This is a genomic window from Chryseobacterium gilvum (genome assembly GCF_025628965.1).
In the GTDB taxonomy this organism is placed as follows: Bacteria; Bacteroidota; Bacteroidia; order Flavobacteriales; family Weeksellaceae; genus Chryseobacterium; species Chryseobacterium gilvum.
Genome location: NZ_JAOTEN010000003.1, coordinates 137,783 through 160,650, shown reverse-complemented (window position 1 = coordinate 160,650; position 22,868 = coordinate 137,783). Strand labels below are relative to the sequence as shown.

Sequence of the window (22,868 nt, the reverse complement as noted above, 5' to 3'; positions counted from 1 at the left end):
TATGCGGGGCAAAGATACAGCTTTCAGATAATTAATAAATATGATTTGAATATTCATCTGTAACAAAATTAATAGACGTAATCATCAACCGTTAACCGTATTATTGATCAATTATACTTAATCGCTTTTACCGGGGAAATTTTACTTATAAGATAGCTCGGAATAATAAGTGCGAAACCAGAAATAATTAAAATACCTGCAGAAATCGCCAGTATAATCAGCGGATTAAGATCTACCGGAACCGTGCTTACGTAGTAATTTTCAGGATTTAAAGTAATAATTCCAAAGAATTTCTGGAGCAAAAGTAAACCGAGACCAATTATATTTCCGTACAGTAATCCCGGAACCATAATAATCAAAGTATAATTGATGAACGTAGCCCGGATTTGACCGTTTGTGGCCCCCAATGTTTTCAGCAGGCCGATGGAGTTGGTGCGTTCAATAATCAGAATGAGTAAAACCATAATGATATTGATGATAACCACAATAAGCATAATGATGATGATCAAAGCAATATTGGTGTCGAAAATACTGATCCAGTCTGTGATTTGAGGGAATTTATCAGTTGCCTTTTCCGCATAATTCTTGTACCCGATCAATTTTTCAATCTCCGGGAAATCTTTGTCGATATCGTTTACGTTTTTAAAGAAAATATCTATTCCGCCGATCTCTTCAGGTTTCATGTCCTGAATTTTTCTTACATGGTTAATGTCTCCTATCACAAACTGATCGTCAATCATTTTGATATCAGTTTTATAGATTCCTACCACTTCAAATTTCCTGTAGATCTGTTTTTGGTCTGCGGTAGAAAAAACGGTTACAATGCTGTCTTTTAGTTTCAGCTGAAGATCACCTGCAATTTTTTGTGAAATGGCAACGCCGTTGTTATACCCTTTTTCTGTGATGATGGGAATTTTGCCTTCCGTCAGGAATTTTTTAAATCTCACACTGTCAAAATCTTTTCCGACCCCTTTAAAAATAACACCGGCAAAGCTGTGCTTGTTACGCATGATTCCGGTTACGGTAGCATATTTCTGTACAGACTCTACATCGGGAAGTTCCTGTATCTTTTTTAAATCTAATCCCTGATTATCGAGTATGGAAGTATTGTAGGAAGAATTTGATTTCACAGATTTTACGGTGATGTGTCCGCTGAAATCTGCAAGCCGTTCTTTAATTGCTTTTTTGGATCCGAAGCCGGTCGCAACGGTAATGAGCGAAACAATAATCCCTAAAGCCACAGAAAGCCTGCCAATAAAGATGATCACCCGTGACAGGTTATTTTTATTATCTTTGGAAAATGCTATTTTTCTAGAAAAATATAAAGGAAACTTCAAGCTTATGAATTTAGATTTCAAAATTAAAACTTTACTTTTTATTTGCCTAATTTTTTTAGGACTATTCAATCCCTGTTATTCTCAATCTCAAAGTAAAGATTGTTTTAAAACCGGCGCAGACCGTCCGGAACTGTATCTACCGTTATTAAAAAATAAAACCATTGGCATTGTGACCAATCAGACCGGTCTGATGAAAGATAAAACCCATCTTGTAGATTACCTGGTAAAAAACGGAATTAAGATTAAAGCCATTTTTGCGCCTGAACATGGCTTCCGCGGCAATGCCGATGCAGGCGAAACTGTAAAGAACGGAGTCGATTCCAAGACGGGAATTCCTATTATTTCTTTATATGGAGATAATAAAAAGCCGAAGCCGGAACAGCTCAAAGGGATTGATCTTGTTGTTTTTGATATTCAGGATGTAGGCGTGAGATTTTATACATATATTTCTACATTAACCTATTTAATGGAAGCCGGAGCTGAAAATAATGTGGAAATTGTAGTTCTGGACCGTCCCAATCCGCATGACGGATATGTTGACGGCCCTGTTTTAAAAAAGAAATGGACAAGTTTTGTAGGGATGCATGAGGTTCCTGTCGTGTACGGACTGACGATCGGAGAATACGGGAAAATGGTAAACGGGCAAAAATGGCTGAAAAATGGAGTAGAGGCAAAATATACGATGATTCCAATGCAGAATTATCATAAAAAGTTGCGGTATGGGATTTTAGATAAACCGTCCCCGAATTTACCCAATGATCATGCGATCAACTTATATCCGAGCTTGTGTTTTTTTGAAGGAACCCAGGTTTCCGTAGGAAGAGGGACCGATTTGCCTTTCCAGATCTATGGCTCTCCATGGACGCAGGGTTTACCATTCCAATTTACTCCGAAGCCCAATTCGGGTGCAAAAGATCCTTTTTTGAACGGAAAATTATGCTATGGCGAAAATCTTGCCGGTTATTCCGAAGATTTAAGAGCACTGAATCTAGACTGGCTTATGAAAGCATACAAAAATTACAAAAATCCACAGCAGGACTTTTTCCTCAAAAACCTGTTTTTTGATACGCTTGCCGGAAGCGATGAATTAAGAAAGCAGATAATTGCTGGAAAATCGATCTCTGAAATTAAAGCTTCCTGGAAGAATGATCTTGAAAATTTTAACAAGATCAGGGCAAAATATATTGTTTACGAAGATTAGGCATTGATCTTAAATGTTTGCGATTTACCTTTAATCAAAATTATGTGGTGGTGTTTTATCGTTTTTACCTTTATTAAGGATTAACAACCCGATTGACAATCCTATAACGCCTGCAAAAGCAGTCAATAAAGCCCTGTACAGTTTATCCGGCTGATCATTTCCGATAAAATTCATCAGAAAAAGAATTACAAAAGTAATGATGCAGATGATGATATGGTTTTTACCCAATAATTTCATTGTATTATTTTATTTTATAAGAAATCATAACTCCGCCGCGGTAAGGAAGCACTTCGCCACTTTTATTGTATTTAACGGCTACATCATATCTCTGTCCTGTTGTTCTGTCATATCCTTTATAAAAATCCTGTGAAGTTCCTGCGGTTACATACAGATCGATATTCCAGTTATCGGAAACTTTAAACTGATATCCTGCAGTAATGCCCAATAGTACAGAAAATCCTTTCTGATAAAGGTTGGATGATATAAATTCTTGATCAAAGTCATTGATGTAAACACCATCATCCCAATAGTTCCATTTTTGTAAAACAAAAGAAGCAGTAGCAATATTTGCTCCTACATACCAGTGTTTAAATGCTTTGTCAAAATAATATCTTCCTTCCAGAGACAATGAGTAGTACTGAAATTCATGTCCTGCAAATGATTTCCATGGAGATATAAAAACGTCTCCCTGCAAGGTGTATTTTTGATTAAGCTGATATTCTAAACCTGCATTTAAAACTCCGATCGGTATAAATAATGCATTTCCTTTTACATAAAGTGATTTTTCGGTAGGCTGTGAAATTGCCTCTTCCTGAGCTTTCATATAATGTATTGAAAATAAAGTCAGAGCCGCGATTAAAATTTTGTGTTTCAAGACTATTTGCTGTTTAATTTATTTAATAAATCTGATGCTAAAGTTGAATCTTTACCGGTTTGTACGGCAATATTTTTTGACATTTCTGCAAAATTCTTCGCCGTTTCTATATTGCCGGTCAGAGAATATAATTTTGCCAGAATGTAGGTATTTTCAGCTGTTTCCCCTCTCATGACCGATTTTTCTGCCCATTCTGCAGCTTTTTTTAATGATGAGGAAGTTTTGATGTGATCTGAAAAGACCCAGGCTGTTTTCAGCAATTCATTTGGTTCAAAAGCATCCGAATTTTTGTAATATTCTAAGGCTGCTTTTTCATACTCGGGGAAATTGGCAGTCTGCTCGTAATACCCCATTTTGATCTGATTAAATTTCATCTTCGCATTATCTTTTCCTACCAAAGGTTCTGCAACTTTCATGAAATAATCTTCATTAAGGGCTTTATTTTTAAGATCAATTGACTGTTCCGCAGCTTGTGAAAGCAACAGCTGATTATTAAATTCCTTGTAATTTTCTTCCGGTAAATATTTAATGATATCTTCCTTTTTTTCTATAAATGTTTTGTAATTTACATCTTGTGTTGATTTCAGGAAAAATAATAAAAATCCTACATCCTCTTTGGTAAGTTCGTCGGTTTTCTTTCTGTTTTCAAAATATCTTTCGGAAGCTTTTTTAGCAAACTCGTAATCTGAGCTTGAATTCAGTTTCATGATATTGATCAAAAGCTGAGCGTCTTTTTCTCCATTTTCAAAACGCTCTTTTAATGATCCTTTTTTGTTGCTGGGAGAGTTAATATCCTGTGCCATGGCGAGAAAAATACTTTCTTCCATGTAGCCTACGTTCTGAGAAATCAATTCACCGTCACCATTGAGGAACAAATAAGTAGGATAGGAGCGAACGCCAAATTTCTGGGCAATTTCTCTTCCTTCACCTTTTTCCATATCAATCCGTGCATTTACGAAATTTTTATTGTAAAAGTCACCCACTGATTTTTTTGTAAAAACATTTTTTTCCATCATTTTGCAGGGACCGCACCATGAGGCATATGCATCAATAAAAACCAGTTTGTTTTCTTTTTTTGCTTTAGAAACAAGATCTTTAAAAGGTAAGGCCTGAAATTGAATTTCGTCCTGGGCCTGTAAAAATAAGGTACAAAAAATAAATAATCCGGAGATAATTTTTTTCATTTTCAATGTGATGTTTTAAAAAAGCGAAGATACTTAATTTTGAATTTATACACCTGTTAAAAAATGGTAAATAAAAAAACCACCCAAAAAGGTGGTTTGTGGTTTCTCCAGGAATCGAACCAGGGACACATGGATTTTCAATCCATTGCTCTACCAACTGAGCTAAGAAACCATTGATTTTTATGACTTCGTATTGTAAAGTGGGGCAAAAGTAATATTTTTTCTTTTACCTCGCAAATGTATTATAAACAAAAACCACCCGAAAAAGGTGGTTTGTGGTTTCTCCAGGAATCGAACCAGGGACACATGGATTTTCAATCCATTGCTCTACCAACTGAGCTAAGAAACCATTATATTTTTGTCTGAATGACTTCGTTGTTTTAAAGTGATGCAAAAGTAGTAAGTTTTCGTATATGAAGCAAATATTACCCTCTTTTTTTTAAACAAAAATAAAAACCTACTGATTTTCAGGGGAATTATTTTCCTGCTCCTTTCTGATTTGCTCGCTCATCTCCTCCAATACGGGTTTAATCGTATTTTCAGGAAGATCACTGATCCTGATATACATTAATCCGTCAATCGCATCATTAAAGTTAGGATCTACGTTGAAAGCAATCACCTTTGCGTTTTGTTTAATGTATTTTTTGATCAGAACGGGCAGTCTTAATTCAGGTTCCAGATCATCAATGATTTTATCCAGCTTATTGAGATCAGATTCCATTTCGTTAAGAAAAAGATTTTTATCGCGGTCTCTCAATCTTACTTTAAATTCATTTTTTGGGGTAATGTATTGTGCTACTGCAGAATCGTAATAATTAGACCGCATAAATTCGATCATCAAAGATTTTGAAAACTCAGAAAATTTATTAGATATACTTACGCCTCCCATCAAAAATTTATGATCAGGGTTTCTGAGGCAAACATGTACAATTCCTCGCCAGAGAAGAAAGAGAGGGAGCGGTTTCTGCTGGTATTCTTCACAGATATAGGCTCTTCCCATTTCGATTACTTTTTTAAAAAACGGATGGATATCCTGCTCGAACTCAAATAACGAACTAGTATAGAACCCCTTAATCCCGAATTTTTTCATGACATCTTTTCCCAGAGCCATTCTGTAGGCTCCTGCGAGCTTTTCGGCAGCATTATCCCAAAGAAATAAGTGATGATAATGCTTGTCATACTCATCCAGGTCAAACGGGAGATTACTTCCTTCTCCAACGGCGCGAAAGGTAAGCTCGCGTTGGCGCCCAATTTCCCTCATGATGGAAGGGATCTGCTCATAAGGCGTAAAATAAATCTCGTAATTACCATTGCTGAAAAGCATCTTATCGGTGCCTTTCAGCTTGTTGATATCTTTTAGAATATCTTCTTTAGGCGTTTCATCAATAATATTCTGAACGATATTTTCTTCCCGTAACAGCGGGAATTTTACATATAAATTTTTAAGATTAATGGCCTGTGCAAGAGATTTTCTTTTTTCATAATACGATTTCATCATGTAGACTTTCCTTTTCAGAAACTCTCCCAATTCTTCGATGGTTTCCATCTCGTCCATCGCTTTTACCATGATTGGTTTTCCAATCCGTATCCGAATAGGTTTTTCACGGTCATTCATCATTTCTGCAGGAAGCATCAACGTCTGTAAATTCGGGTGCAGCTTGGCAATCTGATAAAATAAGCTGCTGTTTTTAGCATGGAAATACATAGGAACAACCGGTACTTTTGCCATTTTTATAAGCTTTAAAGCAGGCTTTTCCCAGTCTTTATCTAAAATCTCACTGTACGGATTATTTTTATTGGAAACTTCCCCCGCCGGAAAAATTCCTATGCAGCCTCCATTTTGAAGATGTTTCAGCGTTTCTCGCATTCCGGAAGAGCTGCTGTGTGCTTCTTTTCTGTTCTCAAAAGGATTTACAGCGATTACATACGGTTCCATGGGTTTTATTTTTTCCAAAAGAAAATTGCCCATTACTTTAAAATCAGGACGTACTTCCGATAAGATTTTGCACATCAGAATCCCGTCAATCGCACCGAGAGGATGATTGGATACCAAGATGAAAGCCCCGGTTTTCGGAATTTTTGCCAGATCTTCTTCAAAAGCGATATAGCTTAAATTTCGCTCTCTTACAAATGAATCGAAAAAATCTTTACCTTCTTTATTTTTTAATTTATCGTATAATCTGTTAACTTCATTTATTTTAGCAAGGCTCATCACGGCTGAAGCAATAGGATTTTTAAGAAATCCCATTTTGTTTAAGCCAGAAGCTTTGATTAAATCATTTTTCGATATTAAGCTCATGTGTTTTAAGTCGTGATTAGTTTTGCTGTGTTACCATTTGAAGTGTATTTTTTGCAATCTGCTCCAATAATACACTTTTTTCCTGGTAAAATTTGCCAATGTTTTCTATTTTTGCATTTCTCACGGTAAATAAAGATACATTTTTTGTAACATCAGTCTTAAATACTTTCTGAAGCTCTTCATTCAGCTCATCTATTTTTGAAAACTGATCTTCCAGGCATAAAGCCAATGAGATGGCAGAATTTTGCATCAACGAAACTTTAATTTTATATTTTGATAAATATCCGAAAACCAGACTCATGTGATCTTCTGCAATAAAAGAAAAATCTCTGGTTGAAATTTTAAGCAGGGTCTGGTTTTCTTTCAGAATATACGATTCTTCATGCAGGTTTTTTTCTGATACACCCACTTTGGTTCCTTCCTGTGTAGGATCAATAAAAGATTTTACATAAAAAGGAATGTTTTTTTGCTGCAATGGCTGCAATGTTTTCGGATGGATCACACTTGCGCCGTAATAGGCCATTTCAATGGCTTCTTCATAAGAAATGTTGGAGAGTAATGACACGTTGTTAAATTTTCTGGGGTCTCCCGTCATTACTCCCGGAACATCTTTCCAAATTGTAACTGCATCTGCATTTAAGCAGTATGCAAAAATTGCGGCAGAGTAATCTGAACCTTCTCTTCCCAGCGTCACGGTAAAATTATTATCATCCGACCCGATAAAACCCTGCGTTACATAACAAACTGAGCGATCTAGTGCTGAAATCAATTCTTCCGTTTTTTTCCAGTTTACGATTCCGTCCCGGTAAGAATTATCAGTTTTAATGTAATCTCTTGCATCCAGCCATTGATTGGTAAATTGCATGCTATTCAGGTATTCGCTGACAATTTTTGTTGAGATCATTTCACCACAGCTTACCACCTGGTCGTAGACAAAATTGTAATTGGGTGATTTGGTTCTTCTCAGAAAAGAAATGATATCGTCAAAAAACAGATTAATCTCTGTAAAAACCGAATGGCCATCCTTAAACAATCCTTTTGAGATGGTAATATGTTTCTGTTTAATGTTTTCAATTTCAGTTTGATAGTCTTGCTTTTTAAAATAAAATTCTACTACTTTTTCCAGTTCATTGGTTGTTTTGCCCATTGCTGAAATAACGAGCAGACATTTTTCAAATCCCTGGCTTTGTAAAACCACAGACACATTTTTTACGCTTTCGGCGTCTTTTACAGAAGCTCCGCCAAACTTGAAAATTTTCATTAAAATATCAGAGATAAATCGGTTAGATAATTATAATTTTAGAATCGTCAAAATTATAAATTTACAATGAGATATGAAAGTGCAGAATCTGGTGAATAAGAATTATAAACAAATGTCTTTTTTAATACCTCTTTTTGTTGTAAGATTTTGAAAATCAAATAGTAAACTATTTTAAAAGAAAATTCGTTTTATTGTTATAAATTTTCCGAAATTTGGGAAAAACGTAAAACTTAAATATGTCAGATCAGCCATTACAGACTTTAGGAGAATTTCTTATCGATAAGCAGGACGATTTTCAATATTCTACAGGTGAATTTTCGCGTCTTTTAAGTGCCATAAGATTAGCTTCTAAAGTAGTCAACAGGGAAGTGAACAAAGCCGGAATTGCAGATATTATCGGAAAAGCAGGAAATGAAAATATTCAGGGAGAAGAGCAGCAAAAATTAGATGTGATTGCCAATGACATTTTTATCACCGCGCTTTCACAAAGAGAAGTAGTGTGCGGGATAGCTTCTGAAGAAAATGATGATTTCATAGATATCAAATGTGGCGAAAATGGTCATCTAAGTAAATATGTTGTCCTGATTGATCCTTTGGATGGATCTTCAAATATAGATGTGAATGTTTCTGTAGGAACTATTTTTTCGATCTACAGAAGAGTTACAGAACCCGGAACGCCTGTTCAGCTGGAGGACTTTCTACAAAAAGGGGTTAACCAGATTGCGGCAGGTTACGTGATTTATGGATCTTCTACGATGATTGTATACACTACCGGAAACGGTGTTAACGGATTTACTCTGGATCCTTCCCTGGGAACCTATTATCTTTCTCATCCTAATATGACATTTCCGAAAACCGGTAAAATTTATTCCATTAACGAAGGAAATTACATCAAATTTCCCCAAGGAGTTAAAAATTATCTTAAATATTGCCAGATGGAAGAAGGCGACAGACCATATACTTCAAGATATATTGGTTCATTAGTGGCAGATTTTCACCGGAATATGCTGAAAGGAGGAATCTATATTTATCCGTCTTATTCACAGGCTCCAAACGGAAAACTGAGATTGTTATATGAATGTAATCCAATGGCATTTTTGGCAGAACAGGCCGGTGGAAAAGCAACAGACGGTTTCAGACGGATTTTGGAGGTTGAACCGACAGAATTGCACCAAAGAATTCCGTTTTTCTGTGGAAGTACAGATATGGTAGAAAAGGCAGAGGAATTTATGCGCATCGACAGTGTAAAATAATGACCGCTGAATATTCTAAATATATATTACAATTCAAACGCCCGAGTGGAACATCTCGCGGCGTTTTGCATGAAAAAGAAACCTTCTTTCTTGAAATTTCTGAAAACGGAAAAAAAGGAATCGGGGAATGTGCTCTTTTTAGAGGCCTCAGCTTTGATGACCGTCCTGATTATGAAAAAAAACTGCAGTGGCTTTGTAAAAATATTCAACAAGATGTTGAAATTTTAAAACAAGAACTGAAAGAATTTCCATCCATTTGGATAGGCTATGAACAGGCAAGGTTAAACTTAAAATATGGAGAAAATCTGTATTTTCCAAGTGATTTTACCACAGATAATGCTTCTATAATTACCAACGGACTGATCTGGATGGGAAATATCGGTTTTATGGAAGAGCAAATTCAGGAAAAGCTTGAAAAAGGTTTTCATTGTATTAAACTGAAAATCGGGGTCGACTGGAAATCGGAACATCAGATTCTTCAGAAGTTAAGAGAGAAATTTTCGGACAAACAATTAGAACTGCGGGTGGATGCCAATGGAGGATTTCAAAAAAATGAGGCAAAACAGGTATTGCAGCAGCTTTCAGATCTGAAAATCCATTCTATCGAGCAGCCTATTAAAGCGGGAAATTGGAACGATATGGCAGATTTATGCGCAGAAACTCCAACACCAATAGCTCTGGATGAAGAACTTATCGGAATTATAGATTATGATGTAAAGAGGCAGCTTTTGGATATCATACAACCACACTATATCATATTAAAACCTTCATTGGTTGGAGGTTTTTCCGGTACAGATGAATGGATTTTTCTCGCTGAAAAACAAAATATTGACTGGTGGATTACTTCGGCTTTGGAAAGCAATATTGGCCTTAATGCCATTGCTCAATACACTTTTACCAAGAACAATAAAATGCCTCAGGGTTTAGGAACGGGGGGTCTTTTTACCAATAATTTCGATGCTCATGTAGAGCTGATCGGAGAAAGATTGGTTTTTAGAAAATAATGTAGTTTTATATTCAAATAATACAATTTTTACAATCTGTAAAGTAATCAGATTACATCGTTCACGAAGATTGTTTTCTTTATGTATTCCAAAATATTGAAAAACTGTGTTCTAATTTTTTTCATAATAAAGAGTTATGGTTTATTTATAATGTACAAAAGTACAATATTTATTTCATATTCATATTATTGTTGATAATTTTTGTTTATTCCGTAATAAAAATTAAAATTTATGCTCTTTTTTTATAATTATCCTATTCCTAAACATCCGCTCCGAAAGGGTTTTTCTGCAATATCCCATTCTGTTTTCGCTTTTGGTAAATAATATTTCATTTGGTTTTTTTTCTAAATCTTACTTTTACGAATACGTTAATTTTCAAAATATTATCTTAAAATGTCATTTTTAAAATTAGGAATTCGTAAAAATTTAAGTAAATTTAACTTAGATTAATAAACCAAATCACAGCCATGAAAAAACTAAATTTACAACCCGGTTTTATGGATGTTTCGTCCAAAATCTCAAGCAAAAAATTTTTACAGGAAAGAATCAATACAATTGATGTTGACAGCTCTATTCTTGATGCGCACTACATCTGCGATGACAGTGAAAAGAATGTTACACTCACCACCACTCTTACAGGATTGGTAATAGGAAGTGATGTCGCTGTATATCTGGATGGAAACCCAATCGATCTTTCAGATTCAAAGATCTTAGGAACTAATAAGGATCTGAATAACAAGAAAATAAAAATTATACAGAATGTCACTGCAGAAAAAGACACTTCATGTGTATTCTCGGTGATTCTGAAAGGAGGATATAAAGATATGGTGTTTCATTTGTCTTCCAAGGTTGGTGAAAACGGTTTGTTTTTTATCGTTTATATAGAATGTATTTAAAACAGAAGCCATGAAAAAAATTAAATTTTTAACCGTCCTCCTTGTGTCCGCACTTTCTGGACAGGAAATCAATACAGATTTACTAAAAGCACCTGCTTCACCTGCATCTAATCTTCTGGGCGTTGCAAGCAGTGAGATCAACAAACCGACGGATGTTGCAGATGTCATGTTGGGTTTGCAGAATCTGTCAGATAATTTTCTGAAAGAAGGAGCATATTCCATGGATTTTGCTCCCTATTGGATATTTCCCGGCAAAACCAAAAATAAAACCATTGGACAGATGTTTGATGAAAAATATACGGTTCCTCAAACTTTCGTATTGTCACTTGCCATCAAAAATACAGACAGCGCTTCCACAGATTTACCGGTGAACTCAATATATACGGGAATAGGATTCAAATTTTCTGTTTTGAGAGGAAAAGCAACTGATGAAAGTAAAATTGTCTACGAGCAGATTAAAAATCTTTTAAATGAAAATGTTAGCAATATTGATGAGGTTTCACAAGAAATCATTGAGAAAGACCAGGAATTAATCGATCTAAAAGCAAAAAGAACACGGTTGGTTAAAGATCTTTCCCCTTCAGAACAGGAAATTGTTATACAGTCAACAGAATATAAACTGATTACGGCAGCGATTGAAAAAAGACTGAATACATTAAAAGAAGTGGTTGATACCCAAATACTCACCCGTCAGAAATATGCCGAAAATCTCAAAAGGATAAAAGAACTGTACGGTGATTTTAAAATAGAGAGAACGGGTTTTCTTTTAGATTTTGCCGGAGGAACAAGCATTCAGTTCCGGGATAAGATGTTTAACAGCTCTAAAGTGTATAATGTAGGGCTTTGGTCGGTTTTTGGCTATGCTTTCAAAAAAGAAGGAACTCCGCTTTTTCTTTTAAGATATATGTATAATCCTGATTCTGAACGGATGACAACAGAGGGTATTGTAACGGAAAGTAATTTTTCAACTTTTGATGCAGGTTTGAAATATCAGTATTCTCCGCAAAATTCAAAATTTACAGGAAGTGTGGAAGGTATTTACAGAAGTTTCATCAGCGGAGCAGATTATAAACCCGACTGGAAATTTATTTTTAATCTGAATTATGAAATCTGGGCCAACCAGCATATCACACTTTCTTTAGGAAAAGATTTTGACAATACAATTATTAAAAAAGGGAATGCCATTGCAGCAATTTCCTTTATTAGCGGGCTCGGAACCAAAAGAAAAATCCAGTAAAAAAACAGGAGATAAACATCGTTTAAGATGAACAGTAAAAACCATAAAGCTTCGTATTTTATGGTTTTTACGCTATTTTTACATAGATTTGCACCTTGAATTATTCAGAAATGGAAGAAGAAAAAAAATCACTCAATTTTATTGAGCAAATTATCGAAGATGATTTGGCAAACGGTCTCAGAAATGATCAGATCCGTTTCCGTTTTCCGCCTGAACCCAATGGTTATCTGCATGTAGGTCACACCAAAGCGATCTGCATCAACTTTGGTTTGGGTGAAAAATACAATGCTCCCGTAAACCTTCGCTTCGACGATACGAATCCTGAAAAAGAAGAGCAGGAATTCGTAGATTCTATTATGAAAGATGTAGAATGGCTGGGTTTCAAATGGGATAAAGTTTTGTACGCCTCCGATTACTTCCAGCAGCTTTATGACTGGGCAGTTCAGCTGATCAAAGAAGAAAAAGCATATGTGGATGAACAGCCTTCTCAGGTAATTACCGAGCAGAGAAAAAACCCTGCAGAACCGGGAATTGAATCTCCCTTCAGAAACCGCCCTGTAGAAGAGTCTTTAGACTTATTTGAAAGAATGAAAAACGGTGAATTCGAGGAAGGATCCATGTCTCTGCGTGCAAAGATCGATATGGCTTCACCCAATATGAATATGCGTGATCCTGTAATGTACAGGATTTTAAACAGGCCACACCACAGAACAGGAACAACGTGGAAAATTTATCCGATGTACGATTGGGCGCATGGGGAATCTGATTATTTAGAGCAGGTTTCGCATTCGTTATGTTCTTTGGAATTTGAAAATCACAGGCCTTTATACAATTGGTATCTGGAGCAGGTGTATGACGAATCTAAAATAGCGCCGAAGCAAAGAGAATTTGCAAGGATGAATGTTTCTTATATGATTACTTCCAAAAGAAAACTACAAAGGCTGATCGCTGAAAATGTAGTGAACGGATGGGATGATCCAAGGATGCCTACGATTTCCGGAATGAGAAGAAAAGGTTATACACCAGCTTCTATCAGGAACTTTATCGATAAAGTAGGGGTTGCCAAAAGAGAAAATTTAATTGAAATTCAATTATTGGATTTCTGTGTGCGTGAAGATCTGAATAAGGTCGCAAAACGTGTGATGGCAGTGGTAGATCCGGTCAAATTAGTAATTGAAAATTATCCTGAAGACAAAGAAGAATGGTTAGAAACTGAGAATAATCCGGAACAGGAAAATGCAGGAACGAGGGAAGTTCCTTTCTCAAGAGAATTATATATCGAGCGCGAAGATTTTAAGGAAGAAGCCAATAATAAGTTCTTCAGATTAAAATTGGGAGGCGAAGTCCGTTTAAAATCTGCCTACATCATTAAAGCGGAAAGGGTAGAGAAGGATGAAAACGGAGAAATCACGACTATTTATGCGACCTACGATGAAAAATCGAAATCAGGAAGCGGAACCGAGGAAAGTCTGAGAAAGGTAAAAGGTACATTACATTGGGTGTCTGCAAAACATGCACTTCCTGTTGATGTGAGAATTTATAACCATTTATTTACTGTAGAACAGCCCGATGCTGAGAAAGATGTAGATTTCCTGAATTTTGTAAACCCGGATTCTGTTTCTACGATCAAGGGATTTGGTGAGCCTGCTTTAAAGGATGTTGCGGTCGGAGAGCCGCTTCAGTTCCAGAGAATTGGCTATTTCACGAAAGACCAGGATTCTACGGATACCCAATTGGTATTCAATAGAACGGTTACGTTAAAAGACTCTTATAAGCCGGAGTAAAAATTTATTTATATCATTATAAATGAAACAGGGCTTAATTATGTAAGCCCTGTTTTTTTATTTAAAATCAAAATTGTGAAACTAATTAAAATATATACAAGTTCTTTCAAAGGGCTTTCAAAAGAAAGCTGGATGCTCGCTTTGGTAATGCTCATAAACCGTTCCGGTTCAATGGTGCTGCCGTTTTTAGGAGTGTATATGACCAATCATTTGCATTTTACGATAGAAAATACAGGAATTGTTTTAAGCTTTTTCGGAATGGGCTCGGTTATCGGCTCATGGTTGGGAGGTTTTATTACCGATAAATTTGGGGAATATAAAGTACAGTCTGTAAGCTTATTGCTGAGTGTTCCTTTGTTTTGCCTGATTCCTGTTTTCAAAACAGAAGCCGGTGTTGCGATGATCATTTTATTTCAAAGTATTGTAAGTGATTCATTCCGGCCGGCCAATTCTGTGGCGATTACTAAGTATGCAAAACCTGAAAATATAACAAGGGCATTTTCTTTAAACCGGATGGCGGTAAATCTGGGGTTCTCAATTGGCCCGGCTTTAGGAGGGATTTTATCTGCAATTTCATATTCATTTTTATTTTACAGCAATGCTTTAGCTGCATTATTGGCGGGAATTTTATACATTTCTTTCTTTGCAAAGCGAAACAGAATGGCCAAAGCAAAAACGATTAAGGTAAAAAATGCCGTTGATATTAAAAAGCAAAATTCACCTTACATGGATGGTAAGTTTTTGGTATACTGTTTTTTCTGTATGCTGTTTTCGATTATATTTTTTCAGCTGTTCAGTACACTGACTATATTTTACAAAGATACGGCACATCTCAGTCAGCAGAATATCGGATATATTTTGGGATACAGCGGTTTTCTGGTCGTTTTATTAGAGATGGGCCTTGTTCAGATTGCAGAAAAATATTTCAGCCTTGCGGTTACCATGCTTCTGGGAACTTTTATCTGTGGACTTTCTTATGCGATGTTGGCATTTGATTACAGCATTGTAACATTAGTATTATCCATGACTTTATTGTGCATAGGAGAAATCTGGACACTGCCTTTCATGTCGACCATTACCGCTTTACGCTCAGGAGATGGTAATAAAGGTGCTTATATGGGGCTGAACGGAATCTCATTTTCAGCTGCCTTTATCATTACGCCTTATATCGGAACCTTATTTGCCGAAAAGTTTGGGTTTACTACGCTTTGGATCGCAACCGGGGTTTTGGCAACACTCATTGCGATTGCGTTTTATGGAATTATTCCATGGATGCTGAAAGACAGAAAAACGGTTTAATAATTTTAAAAATTAAAGAAAGTTGTAAATTTTTGCAACTTTCTTTTCGTTTTGCCATGATTATGTCTAAACTGTACGCTATTTGCTAATATAAGAGACAACCCCTTTTTTAATGATCAGATTCTATTGTGCAACTTTTATCTGTTTGGCTTCCCTCGCTTTTTCTCAAAAGAAAGACTCTGTGGTTTCGATCCCGGAAGTACAGATTGATGCCTATCAAAAACCGGCAGCATTTATATCTTCTACCAAATCGGCTGCTGTTGTTTCCGAAAGCTTATTACATCAAAACACACCCGAAAGGATGCTTGAATCTATGAATCAGATTGCAGGAGTAAGAATGGAAGAACGTTCACCGGGAAGCTACCGTATTTCTGTTCGCGGAAGTACCTTGAGATCGCCTTTCGGAGTCAGGAATATTAAAGTATATCTGGATGATTTTATAGTTTCAGATGCTTCAGGAAATACCTATTTTAATGTGATTTCTCCTGAGTTGATTGATCGGATAGAGATTTTCAAAGGTCCTGAAAGTGGTGATTTCGGGGCCGTTACCGGCGGAACAGTACTATTGCAGACTGCGAATTCAGAAAAATTATCGGCCAATCTCTCAACCGGAAGTTATGGGATGTTTAATGAAAGCATTAATTTTTCCAAACAGCTTGGAAAGCACTTTTTTCAGATTTTTCAGAACTATTACCGCACAGATTCCTACCGCGAACAGTCGGCTGTGGAAAGGAAACAAATTTTTATTAAAGACCATTTTCACTATTCAAAAAAGACAGACTTAAAAGCGATGGTTGTGGTTTCTGATCTCGATTATGAAACTCCGGGTGGTTTGACTTTAGCGCAAATGCAGAGCAACAGAAAGCAGGCGAGACCTTCCACAACAGCAGTTCCCGGAGCCATAGAGCAGGATGCGGGGATTCGGAACAAGATGATTTTAGCAGGAATTTCGCATCATATCGATCTTACTCCGGGCTTATCACATTTTATCATGATTCAGGGTTCATATGTAGATTTTGAGAATCCGTTTATTACCAATTTTGAAAATCGCTTTGAACGTAATTTTGCAGTAAGAACCCATTTCAATTACAAAAAAGATTGGCAAAACCTGATGGCAGAATGGCGTTTCGGGTTTGAAGGCGGAACGCAATCTGTTTTCATTAAAAATTTTGATAACAATAAAGGGACAGAAGGAAAACCGCAGAATTTTGACCGGTTAAAATATACTTCCGGGTTTTATTTTCTTTCACAGAGATTAAATTTTAATGAAAAGTTATTTACCGATATATCTGTCAGCTTAAACGCTGCTTCTTATCAGTTTGAAAGGGTTTTTCCTAATTCCCAGTATGGAAATAAGACATTTAAAAACCAATGGCTTCCCAATGTTGGGATCACGTATCTTTTTGCCAAAGGATTTTCTTTAAGAGGAAAAATAGGGAAGGGAAATTCTGCACCCACGAATGAAGAAATCCGTTCTTCCAGTCAGGAATTTAATATCAATTTAGATCCGGAATCCGGCTGGAACAAAGAAATCGGAATCAGAAAACAGTTTGGAAATTTTATTTTTACAGAAGCAAATTATTTTGATTTCAGGATGAAAGATGCCATTGTAAGACGGCAAAATGAAGCGGGACAGGAGTATTTTGTCAATTCCGGTGAAACAGTGCAGAAAGGCGTTGAAGTTTTATTGGAATCAAAAAATTTTAATCTTAAAAATGATTTTTTGAGCTTTTTTAAATTCAGATTTTCGGGGAGTTTTTATCATTTCAAATTTAATAATTACCGGCAGAATGCAGATGACTTCTCAGGAAATGATATCACGGGAGTTCCCAGGACGACGATCAATAGTTTGCTGAATTTTACGTTTTTTAAAAAGCTTTCCGTAGAGTATTCTCATTTTTATACTTCAAAATTACCTCTGAATGATGCTAATTCCGTATGGTCAGAATCAAGCATTGTAGGAAATATTCAATTCAGGGTTTCGGTAGATTTTGAAAAGTCAAGATTTTACTTATCCCTGCAGATCCAGAATGTGTATAATACTGAATATGTTTCAGGTTTTGACATCAACGCTTTCGGAAACCGATATTATAATCCTGCTGCGAAAAGAAATTTTGTTTTTGGCGTGAAAACCGAATTCTAATGTCATTGTGAAGGGTGTAACAATTAAGAAATCTTTTGTGTTTTTTCAGCTGAAAATAAAAAGTTCGGCGAAATCGAAGATTTCGCCGAACTTTTTATGAATACTCGTTATTTTTTATCGATTTCCGCTTTTAAGCTTTCGATTTCAGCTTCCAGCTTTTCGATATATTTTTTCTGAGATTCCCAAATGGAAAGCGGGATATTATAATTATTTATATTTCCAACTCCATTTCCATTTCCTGTTGAATTATCATTAAAAATAAAAACTAAACTTTCTTCGTTTTCGTAAATTTCTTCCAATGGAATTTCTAAAGTTTCTGCAATTTTCTGCCATTCTTGTAAAGAAATTTTGGCTGTTCCTTTTTCTCTTCTGTTATAGTTTGAAACATCCATACAAAGAATATCCGCCATTTTCTCCTGACTCATATTTTTTCTTTTGCGAACTTCAATCAGTTTTGTTTTCTCCATTTTTATAAAGTTTAGCGTAAAGATAAAGTTTTTGCGAAAAATCGCAATCAAATCGCAAAAGGAATATCATTTTTTAAATAATTTATTTTTTAATTTTGAAGTGTTCAAACAATTAAAATTAAACACAATGAAAAAAATCTTATTAATGGCAGCGTTCGTAGCTGCGGGATTGGTAAATGCTAAAAATGCAGAAACTAAAGTACCAAAAGAAGTACAAGAATTGAAAACCGAAAAAAGTGAAAAGACTTTAAGACTTTGTGGAGTTTTCGTAACTTTTTATGATCCTAAAGGCAACGTTACAGGTACGCAATGGTTTATAACAGATGCACCGACAATAAGTTCTTGTCAAGCTTATCAATCTTTTGTACAGTGGAATCTGGCAAATTCTGGATTTACAATTGAACCTTAATCGTACTCCAATGATTACTTTAAAAAAAATATATTCAGTAATTTTTTTCACGGTATTTTTTTTACATGGATTTGCACAACAGCAAGTCCATGTAAAATATCTTCACGTAAGGTCGCCGATTGCTACTTTATATGAAGATTTATACATTAAAGGCGATCATGTAATTTCTATTCAGGATTCCATCATAAATATAAATACTTCAGGGACTTTGTCTGCTATCAGAAAAAGCAATAAACCTTTTACTAAAAATTATTTTATTTCTAAAAATAAAAATAGTGATAAAGTGAAAGATTTCTTTTTTACGGCTGATATACGAGATACTGAATATTTCATACATGATAACGTGGCAATTCCAAATTGGAAAATAGATAAGGCTCAAACAAAAAAAATATTGGGATATAGCTGTCTCAAAGCAACTGCAAAATTCAGAGGAACTAATGTGACTGCATATTTCACAAAAGAATTGCCATATTCTGCAGGTCCATATAAATTTTATGGTCTACCTGGAGTAATTTTGGATATCAGGGAAGACAATAATAATTATAATATCTGGAAAGCTGAAAAAGTTGAGTTGAATATAGATACTAAAATAAATTTTAATCCTCAATTCAATAATTATCCTAAAATAAACATGAAGGAATTTATAGAAATTAAAGAAGGTATACAGAAAAAAGAAATGTCTGACATTCTTGCCAAAATGCCGGAAGGTACTAAAATGGAATCTGGCAAACCCAAATACAGACCGGGATTAGAAAAAGTATTTGAATGGGAAATTGAAAAATAAAAAGTACGATTTAATTAAAGATCGTATCCAGTTTTCTCAGAATGACAAATGATAGAATATTTATTTAGAAAGAATACTTTTCACGATCATCTCCGCATGAATCCTTGAGTTTTCGATGAACCAGAGATGCGTGTCTTTTCCGCCACAGACCACACCCGCCAAATAGAGGTTTTTTACATTCGTTTCCATCGTTTCAGGATGATACAGAGGGTTTAGACACTCTCCCTGCAACTCGATTCCCGAATTTTTCAAAAAATCAAAATCGGGAAGATAGCCTGTCATTGCGAGTACAAAATCATTTTCAATTTCGTTGGTTTCCCCTTTTTCATTTTTAAAAACAACAGTATGCTCTTTGATTTCCATCAGTTCAGAATTAAAATACGCTGTAATGCTTCCTTCAGCAATTCTGTTTTCAATGTCGGGTTTTACCCAGTATTTTACACTTTCCGAAATCTCAGAATGCCGTACAATCATGGTGACTTCAGCACCTTTACGGTAGGTTTCCAATGCGGCATCCACTGCAGAATTGCTCGATCCTATGACCACAATTTTCTGTCTTGCATACGGATAAGGTTCCGTGTAATAATGTTTTACCTTATCGAGATTCTCACCCGGAATATTCATCATATTCGGGATGTCGTAAAAACCGGTTGAGATAATGACGTTTTTTGCCCGGTATTCTGCTTTTGAAGTTTCAATGTGAAAAATATCATTTTGTTTGGTCACGTTTACAACTTTCTCATACAAATTGATATTGAGGTTTTTTTGTCTGGCAATTCCCTGATAATATTCTAAGGCTTCCTGTCTTCCAGGTTTTGGAGCGGTCGAAATGAACGGGATTTTTGCAATTTCCAGTTTTTCTGCGGTCGAAAAAAACCTCATATATAAAGGATAACGGTATAATGAATTAACAATTGTTCCTTTCTCGATGATGATGTAAGTGAGATCATTTTTCTCTGCTTCAAGCGCGCAGTTTAAACCGATAGGTCCGGCTCCGATGATGAGAATATCCAGAATTTCCATATCACAAATGTACGGAATTGCGTCAAACCTGTATTTTCAGTTTCGGGCAAATTTCGCTTTTTTATTATTTGTGAATAGGGATCATAAAAGTGGCATCGGTTTTGTCCTTTTGTCAATCAAAATTCAAAATGAAAAGAGTATTTTTTTTTATTATTATATCAACAATAATAGGATGTAAGAAAAATGAGCCGAAGCCGGTTCAGAATCATTCTGATTCTCTTACGGAACATTCGGTTAAAAATCATAAGCCTGAAATTTCTACCTCTAAAGAAGAAAGCGTAAAAAAAATAAATGATGAAATTCTTCATGCTTTAAAAACCAAAAATTACAAACACTTTGCAGAATTTATACATCCTGAAAAAGGAGTACGTTTCTCGATGTATGCATTCATCAGCGTGAATGAAGATAAAAATTTTTCTAAAGCAGATTTTATAAAATATCTGCCGACAAAAACGGTTTTCACGTGGGGAGCGCGAGACGGATCGGGTGATGCACACCAATCCACAATTAAAGAATATTTAAATAATTGGGTATTTGTCAAAGATTTTACGCAGTCAAGTTATACTCTCAATGCGTTTCAGGCAGGAGGAAATTCGCTTAATAATTTAAAAGAGATTTATCCGGATACCGACTTTACCGAAAACTATATCAAGCCGGTCGGAAAAAACAATGAACTGGATTGGAATACCCTTCGTCTGGTATTTGAGCAATTTCAGGGAAAATATTATCTGGTTGCGGTAATCAATGATAAATGGACGATTTAATCTAAAATATCCGCCAATTTCTTTGTGAGTGTTTTTCTGGAAAACTGTGTGATGTTTCCTGTATTATTTTCCAATTGGCCATTCTTCCAAAGGTCAAATTTTTCCATAATAAAACTTTTAACAGATTCAGAATCTTCATAACTGAAATGTTTCCCGGCATGTGTTTCTTTTAAAATTTTTGAAACATCAGCTTCAGATGGCCCAAATGAAATAATCTGTTTCCCGGTCGCCAAATACTCAAATATTTTTCCGGGAATAATGCCTTTTGACGAATCATTTGGAAAATTGGTAATTAATAGCAGTGAAGAGGTAGCCATTTCGTCAATCGCCTTGTCATGAGAAAGATATCCTAAATTCTGTATGTGATCTTTTAATAATGAATTGTCAATCGAATTAAGAATTTTATCATCAATTCTTCCCACAAACTTCAAAGTGAAATTCTCTGCAAATTCCTTACTATTTTTAATCAATTCGTTAAGAGCTTTCCAGAGATTTTCAGGGTTTCTGAGCTGTTCCAGAACACCGATGTAGCTTAAGGTAAATTTTGCAGAAGTATTTGAGGGTCTAAATGTTTCAGTATTTGACTCTATAGCGTTTCCTGATGAATCACTCTCATCAAAACCATTGGTAATACAAAACGCGTTTGCACCGTTTTTTCTGAAATTTTCGGCATCGGTGTAACTTGTTGCCAAGGTAATGTCTGCATTTTTAAAAACATCACTTTCTAATTGACGATGTTTTCTATCAGAGTTTTGAGTAAGTTTTAAATGTTTGTAATAAGAAATCTCCGTCCACGGATCACGAAAATCGGCAATCCATTTTAAGGTTGGGAACTTATTTTTTAAGTTTAAACCGATCAGATGCAAAGAGTGGGGAGGCCCTGAAGTAACCACCACGTCGATTTTATTTTCTTTTAAATATTTTTCTAAAAATTTCACGGAAGGTTTTACCCAAAAAATCCGCGCATCCGGAATAAAAAAATTTCCGCGCACCCAGATTGAAAGTTTTGATTTCCAGCTTTGATGTTGCCCTACGTCAAACTGCCCGGCTTTAAATTTTTTATTGCTCTTATTCAGTTTTTCTGCCAGTTGATAGGGTTCCCAGATCTTTGTTTTTATAACTTCTATATTTTCCGGAATGTCTTTCAGCAGGCTTTCGTCCAATAATGGATAGCTTGGGTTTTCAGGAGTGTAAATAATAGGAATCCAGCCAAAATCAGGAAGGTATTTTGCAAATTTCAGCCATCGCTGTACTCCCGGTCCTCCTGCAGGAGGCCAGTAATAAGTGATGATAAGGATTTTTTTTGGTTCCATTAATATCAATTCTTTGTCATTCTGAATGGAGCAAAGCGTAATGAAGAATCTCGTTAAATTTCATCATTCAAAAATTTCCAGCTTGGATTGAATCCTTTAATTATATTATCTTTTTTAATTCTTGCCCAACCTTTTATTTGTTTTTCTCTGTTTATTGCCGTATCAACATCGCTAAAATGTTCGTAATAAATCAGGAAAAAACATTTATATTTATAAGTAAAGCTTTTTTCTATAGTTTCTGGGTTTTGATGCCAATATAATCTCTTTCTCAAATCATTAGTTACACCAGTATAATACTGTTTTTGTTTTATTAGTCAAAATATAGACGTAATAATT

The 22,868-nt window shown here is 35.4% G+C and carries 21 protein-coding genes and 2 tRNA genes; 11 read left to right on the top strand and 12 right to left on the bottom strand.

What is annotated here, in order from left to right:
- Positions 1 to 107: 107 nt before the first annotated feature.
- Positions 108 to 1,337, bottom strand: a complete 1,230-nt coding sequence (locus N0B16_RS10955) for an ABC transporter permease (RefSeq protein ID WP_262990977.1) — start codon at positions 1,335 to 1,337, stop codon at positions 108 to 110.
- Positions 1,338 to 1,341: 4 nt separating this feature from the next.
- On the opposite strand from N0B16_RS10955, the gene N0B16_RS10950 reads away from it, so the two are divergent.
- Positions 1,342 to 2,538, top strand: coding sequence for an exo-beta-N-acetylmuramidase NamZ family protein (locus tag N0B16_RS10950; RefSeq protein ID WP_262990976.1), 1,197 nt, complete (start codon positions 1,342 to 1,344; stop codon positions 2,536 to 2,538).
- A 30-nt stretch (positions 2,539 to 2,568) separates the two neighbouring features.
- On the opposite strand, the gene N0B16_RS10945 is transcribed toward N0B16_RS10950, so the two are convergent.
- From N0B16_RS10945 to N0B16_RS10915, 7 genes are all read right to left on the bottom strand, one after another.
- The gene (locus tag N0B16_RS10945) at positions 2,569 to 2,775 is read right to left on the bottom strand and encodes a hypothetical protein (RefSeq protein ID WP_262990975.1); all 207 of its coding nucleotides are present in this window, start codon (positions 2,773 to 2,775) and stop codon (positions 2,569 to 2,571) included.
- Positions 2,776 to 2,779: 4 nt separating this feature from the next.
- A complete protein-coding gene (locus N0B16_RS10940) occupies positions 2,780 to 3,361 on the bottom strand; it encodes a DUF3575 domain-containing protein (protein WP_262990974.1) in 582 nt (193 codons plus the stop codon).
- Positions 3,362 to 3,414: 53 nt separating this feature from the next.
- On the bottom strand, positions 3,415 to 4,596 hold the full coding sequence (locus tag N0B16_RS10935) for a thioredoxin family protein (RefSeq protein ID WP_262990973.1): 1,182 nt from the start codon (positions 4,594 to 4,596) through the stop codon (positions 3,415 to 3,417).
- Positions 4,597 to 4,695: 99 nt separating this feature from the next.
- Positions 4,696 to 4,768: transfer RNA gene (locus N0B16_RS10930), tRNA-Phe, on the bottom strand.
- 104 nt (positions 4,769 to 4,872) lie between these two features.
- Positions 4,873 to 4,945 (bottom strand) — tRNA-Phe (locus N0B16_RS10925).
- 108 nt (positions 4,946 to 5,053) lie between these two features.
- Positions 5,054 to 6,895 (bottom strand): bifunctional lysophospholipid acyltransferase family protein/GNAT family N-acetyltransferase, encoded by a 1,842-nt coding sequence (locus N0B16_RS10920; protein ID WP_262990972.1) that lies wholly within the window; start codon positions 6,893 to 6,895, stop codon positions 5,054 to 5,056.
- Between the two features lie 16 nt (positions 6,896 to 6,911).
- On the bottom strand, positions 6,912 to 8,156 hold the full coding sequence (locus tag N0B16_RS10915; RefSeq protein WP_262990971.1) for an aspartate kinase: 1,245 nt from the start codon (positions 8,154 to 8,156) through the stop codon (positions 6,912 to 6,914).
- Between the two features lie 236 nt (positions 8,157 to 8,392).
- On the opposite strand from N0B16_RS10915, the gene fbp reads away from it, so the two are divergent.
- From fbp to N0B16_RS10880, 7 genes are all read left to right on the top strand, one after another.
- A complete protein-coding gene (gene fbp / locus N0B16_RS10910; RefSeq protein WP_262990970.1) occupies positions 8,393 to 9,409 on the top strand; it encodes a class 1 fructose-bisphosphatase in 1,017 nt (338 codons plus the stop codon).
- A complete protein-coding gene (locus tag N0B16_RS10905) occupies positions 9,409 to 10,413 on the top strand; it encodes an o-succinylbenzoate synthase (RefSeq protein ID WP_262990969.1) in 1,005 nt (334 codons plus the stop codon). Before fbp ends, N0B16_RS10905 begins: the two co-directional genes overlap by 1 nt.
- A gap of 467 nt (positions 10,414 to 10,880) precedes the next feature.
- The gene (locus N0B16_RS10900; RefSeq protein WP_262990968.1) at positions 10,881 to 11,309 is read left to right on the top strand and encodes a hypothetical protein; all 429 of its coding nucleotides are present in this window, start codon (positions 10,881 to 10,883) and stop codon (positions 11,307 to 11,309) included.
- Positions 11,310 to 11,319: 10 nt separating this feature from the next.
- Positions 11,320 to 12,546 (top strand): hypothetical protein, encoded by a 1,227-nt coding sequence (locus N0B16_RS10895; RefSeq protein ID WP_262990967.1) that lies wholly within the window; start codon positions 11,320 to 11,322, stop codon positions 12,544 to 12,546.
- Positions 12,547 to 12,656: 110 nt separating this feature from the next.
- A complete protein-coding gene (locus tag N0B16_RS10890) occupies positions 12,657 to 14,330 on the top strand; it encodes a glutamine--tRNA ligase/YqeY domain fusion protein (RefSeq protein ID WP_262990966.1) in 1,674 nt (557 codons plus the stop codon).
- Positions 14,331 to 14,462: 132 nt separating this feature from the next.
- Positions 14,463 to 15,629 carry an MFS transporter gene (locus tag N0B16_RS10885; RefSeq protein ID WP_303647449.1) on the top strand — a complete coding sequence of 389 codons (1,167 nt, stop codon included), beginning with the start codon at positions 14,463 to 14,465 and terminating at the stop codon, positions 15,627 to 15,629.
- A 112-nt stretch (positions 15,630 to 15,741) separates the two neighbouring features.
- A complete protein-coding gene (locus N0B16_RS10880; protein WP_262990964.1) occupies positions 15,742 to 17,772 on the top strand; it encodes a TonB-dependent receptor in 2,031 nt (676 codons plus the stop codon).
- Positions 17,773 to 17,879: 107 nt separating this feature from the next.
- Here N0B16_RS10880 and N0B16_RS10875 read toward each other — a convergent pair whose 3' ends face one another.
- Entirely contained in the window at positions 17,880 to 18,239 is a 360-nt protein-coding gene (locus tag N0B16_RS10875) for a helix-turn-helix transcriptional regulator (RefSeq protein ID WP_262990963.1), read from the bottom strand.
- A 127-nt stretch (positions 18,240 to 18,366) separates the two neighbouring features.
- On the opposite strand from N0B16_RS10875, the gene N0B16_RS10870 reads away from it, so the two are divergent.
- Both N0B16_RS10870 and N0B16_RS10865 read left to right on the top strand, forming a co-directional pair.
- Positions 18,367 to 18,648: a hypothetical protein gene (locus tag N0B16_RS10870; protein ID WP_262990962.1), complete on the top strand. Its 282-nt coding sequence runs from the start codon at positions 18,367 to 18,369 to the stop codon at positions 18,646 to 18,648.
- 10 nt (positions 18,649 to 18,658) lie between these two features.
- Positions 18,659 to 19,432 (top strand): GLPGLI family protein, encoded by a 774-nt coding sequence (locus N0B16_RS10865; protein ID WP_262990961.1) that lies wholly within the window; start codon positions 18,659 to 18,661, stop codon positions 19,430 to 19,432.
- Positions 19,433 to 19,492: 60 nt separating this feature from the next.
- On the opposite strand, the gene N0B16_RS10860 is transcribed toward N0B16_RS10865, so the two are convergent.
- Entirely contained in the window at positions 19,493 to 20,455 is a 963-nt protein-coding gene (locus N0B16_RS10860) for a YpdA family putative bacillithiol disulfide reductase (RefSeq protein WP_262990960.1), read from the bottom strand.
- 128 nt (positions 20,456 to 20,583) lie between these two features.
- Here N0B16_RS10860 and N0B16_RS10855 point away from each other — a divergent pair, with 128 nt between their 5' ends.
- Positions 20,584 to 21,219, top strand: coding sequence for a hypothetical protein (locus N0B16_RS10855; RefSeq protein ID WP_262990959.1), 636 nt, complete (start codon positions 20,584 to 20,586; stop codon positions 21,217 to 21,219).
- On the opposite strand, the gene N0B16_RS10850 is transcribed toward N0B16_RS10855, so the two are convergent.
- The gene (locus tag N0B16_RS10850; protein ID WP_262990958.1) at positions 21,216 to 22,532 is read right to left on the bottom strand and encodes a glycosyltransferase family protein; all 1,317 of its coding nucleotides are present in this window, start codon (positions 22,530 to 22,532) and stop codon (positions 21,216 to 21,218) included. The two genes, N0B16_RS10855 and N0B16_RS10850, sit on opposite strands and share 4 nt — an antisense overlap.
- Before the next feature lie 53 nt (positions 22,533 to 22,585).
- Positions 22,586 to 22,804, bottom strand: coding sequence for a GIY-YIG nuclease family protein (locus N0B16_RS10845; RefSeq protein WP_368407551.1), 219 nt, complete (start codon positions 22,802 to 22,804; stop codon positions 22,586 to 22,588).
- Between the last annotated feature and the right edge of the window lie 64 nt (positions 22,805 to 22,868).

Bases quoted from the DNA above. Each gene is read 5' to 3' on its own strand.
- N0B16_RS10880 (WP_262990964.1), top strand. From the start codon at position 15,742: ATGATCAGATTCTATTGTGCAACTTTTATCTGTTTGGCTTCCCTCGCT.
- N0B16_RS10935 (WP_262990973.1), bottom strand. From the start codon at position 4,596: ATGAAAAAAATTATCTCCGGATTATTTATTTTTTGTACCTTATTTTTA.
- N0B16_RS10940 (WP_262990974.1), bottom strand. From the start codon at position 3,361: ATGAAAGCTCAGGAAGAGGCAATTTCACAGCCTACCGAAAAATCACTT.
- N0B16_RS10950 (WP_262990976.1), top strand. From the start codon at position 1,342: ATGAATTTAGATTTCAAAATTAAAACTTTACTTTTTATTTGCCTAATT.
- N0B16_RS10885 (WP_303647449.1), top strand. From the start codon at position 14,463: ATGCTCGCTTTGGTAATGCTCATAAACCGTTCCGGTTCAATGGTGCTG.
- N0B16_RS10855 (WP_262990959.1), top strand. From the start codon at position 20,584: ATGAAAAGAGTATTTTTTTTTATTATTATATCAACAATAATAGGATGT.
- N0B16_RS10875 (WP_262990963.1), bottom strand. From the start codon at position 18,239: ATGGAGAAAACAAAACTGATTGAAGTTCGCAAAAGAAAAAATATGAGT.
- N0B16_RS10870 (WP_262990962.1), top strand. From the start codon at position 18,367: ATGAAAAAAATCTTATTAATGGCAGCGTTCGTAGCTGCGGGATTGGTA.
- N0B16_RS10905 (WP_262990969.1), top strand. From the start codon at position 9,409: ATGACCGCTGAATATTCTAAATATATATTACAATTCAAACGCCCGAGT.
- N0B16_RS10890 (WP_262990966.1), top strand. From the start codon at position 12,657: ATGGAAGAAGAAAAAAAATCACTCAATTTTATTGAGCAAATTATCGAA.
- N0B16_RS10865 (WP_262990961.1), top strand. From the start codon at position 18,659: ATGATTACTTTAAAAAAAATATATTCAGTAATTTTTTTCACGGTATTT.
- N0B16_RS10895 (WP_262990967.1), top strand. From the start codon at position 11,320: ATGAAAAAAATTAAATTTTTAACCGTCCTCCTTGTGTCCGCACTTTCT.
- N0B16_RS10900 (WP_262990968.1), top strand. From the start codon at position 10,881: ATGAAAAAACTAAATTTACAACCCGGTTTTATGGATGTTTCGTCCAAA.
- N0B16_RS10915 (WP_262990971.1), bottom strand. From the start codon at position 8,156: ATGAAAATTTTCAAGTTTGGCGGAGCTTCTGTAAAAGACGCCGAAAGC.
- N0B16_RS10850 (WP_262990958.1), bottom strand. From the start codon at position 22,532: ATGGAACCAAAAAAAATCCTTATCATCACTTATTACTGGCCTCCTGCA.
- N0B16_RS10860 (WP_262990960.1), bottom strand. From the start codon at position 20,455: ATGGAAATTCTGGATATTCTCATCATCGGAGCCGGACCTATCGGTTTA.
- N0B16_RS10945 (WP_262990975.1), bottom strand. From the start codon at position 2,775: ATGAAATTATTGGGTAAAAACCATATCATCATCTGCATCATTACTTTT.
- fbp (WP_262990970.1), top strand. From the start codon at position 8,393: ATGTCAGATCAGCCATTACAGACTTTAGGAGAATTTCTTATCGATAAG.
- N0B16_RS10920 (WP_262990972.1), bottom strand. From the start codon at position 6,895: ATGAGCTTAATATCGAAAAATGATTTAATCAAAGCTTCTGGCTTAAAC.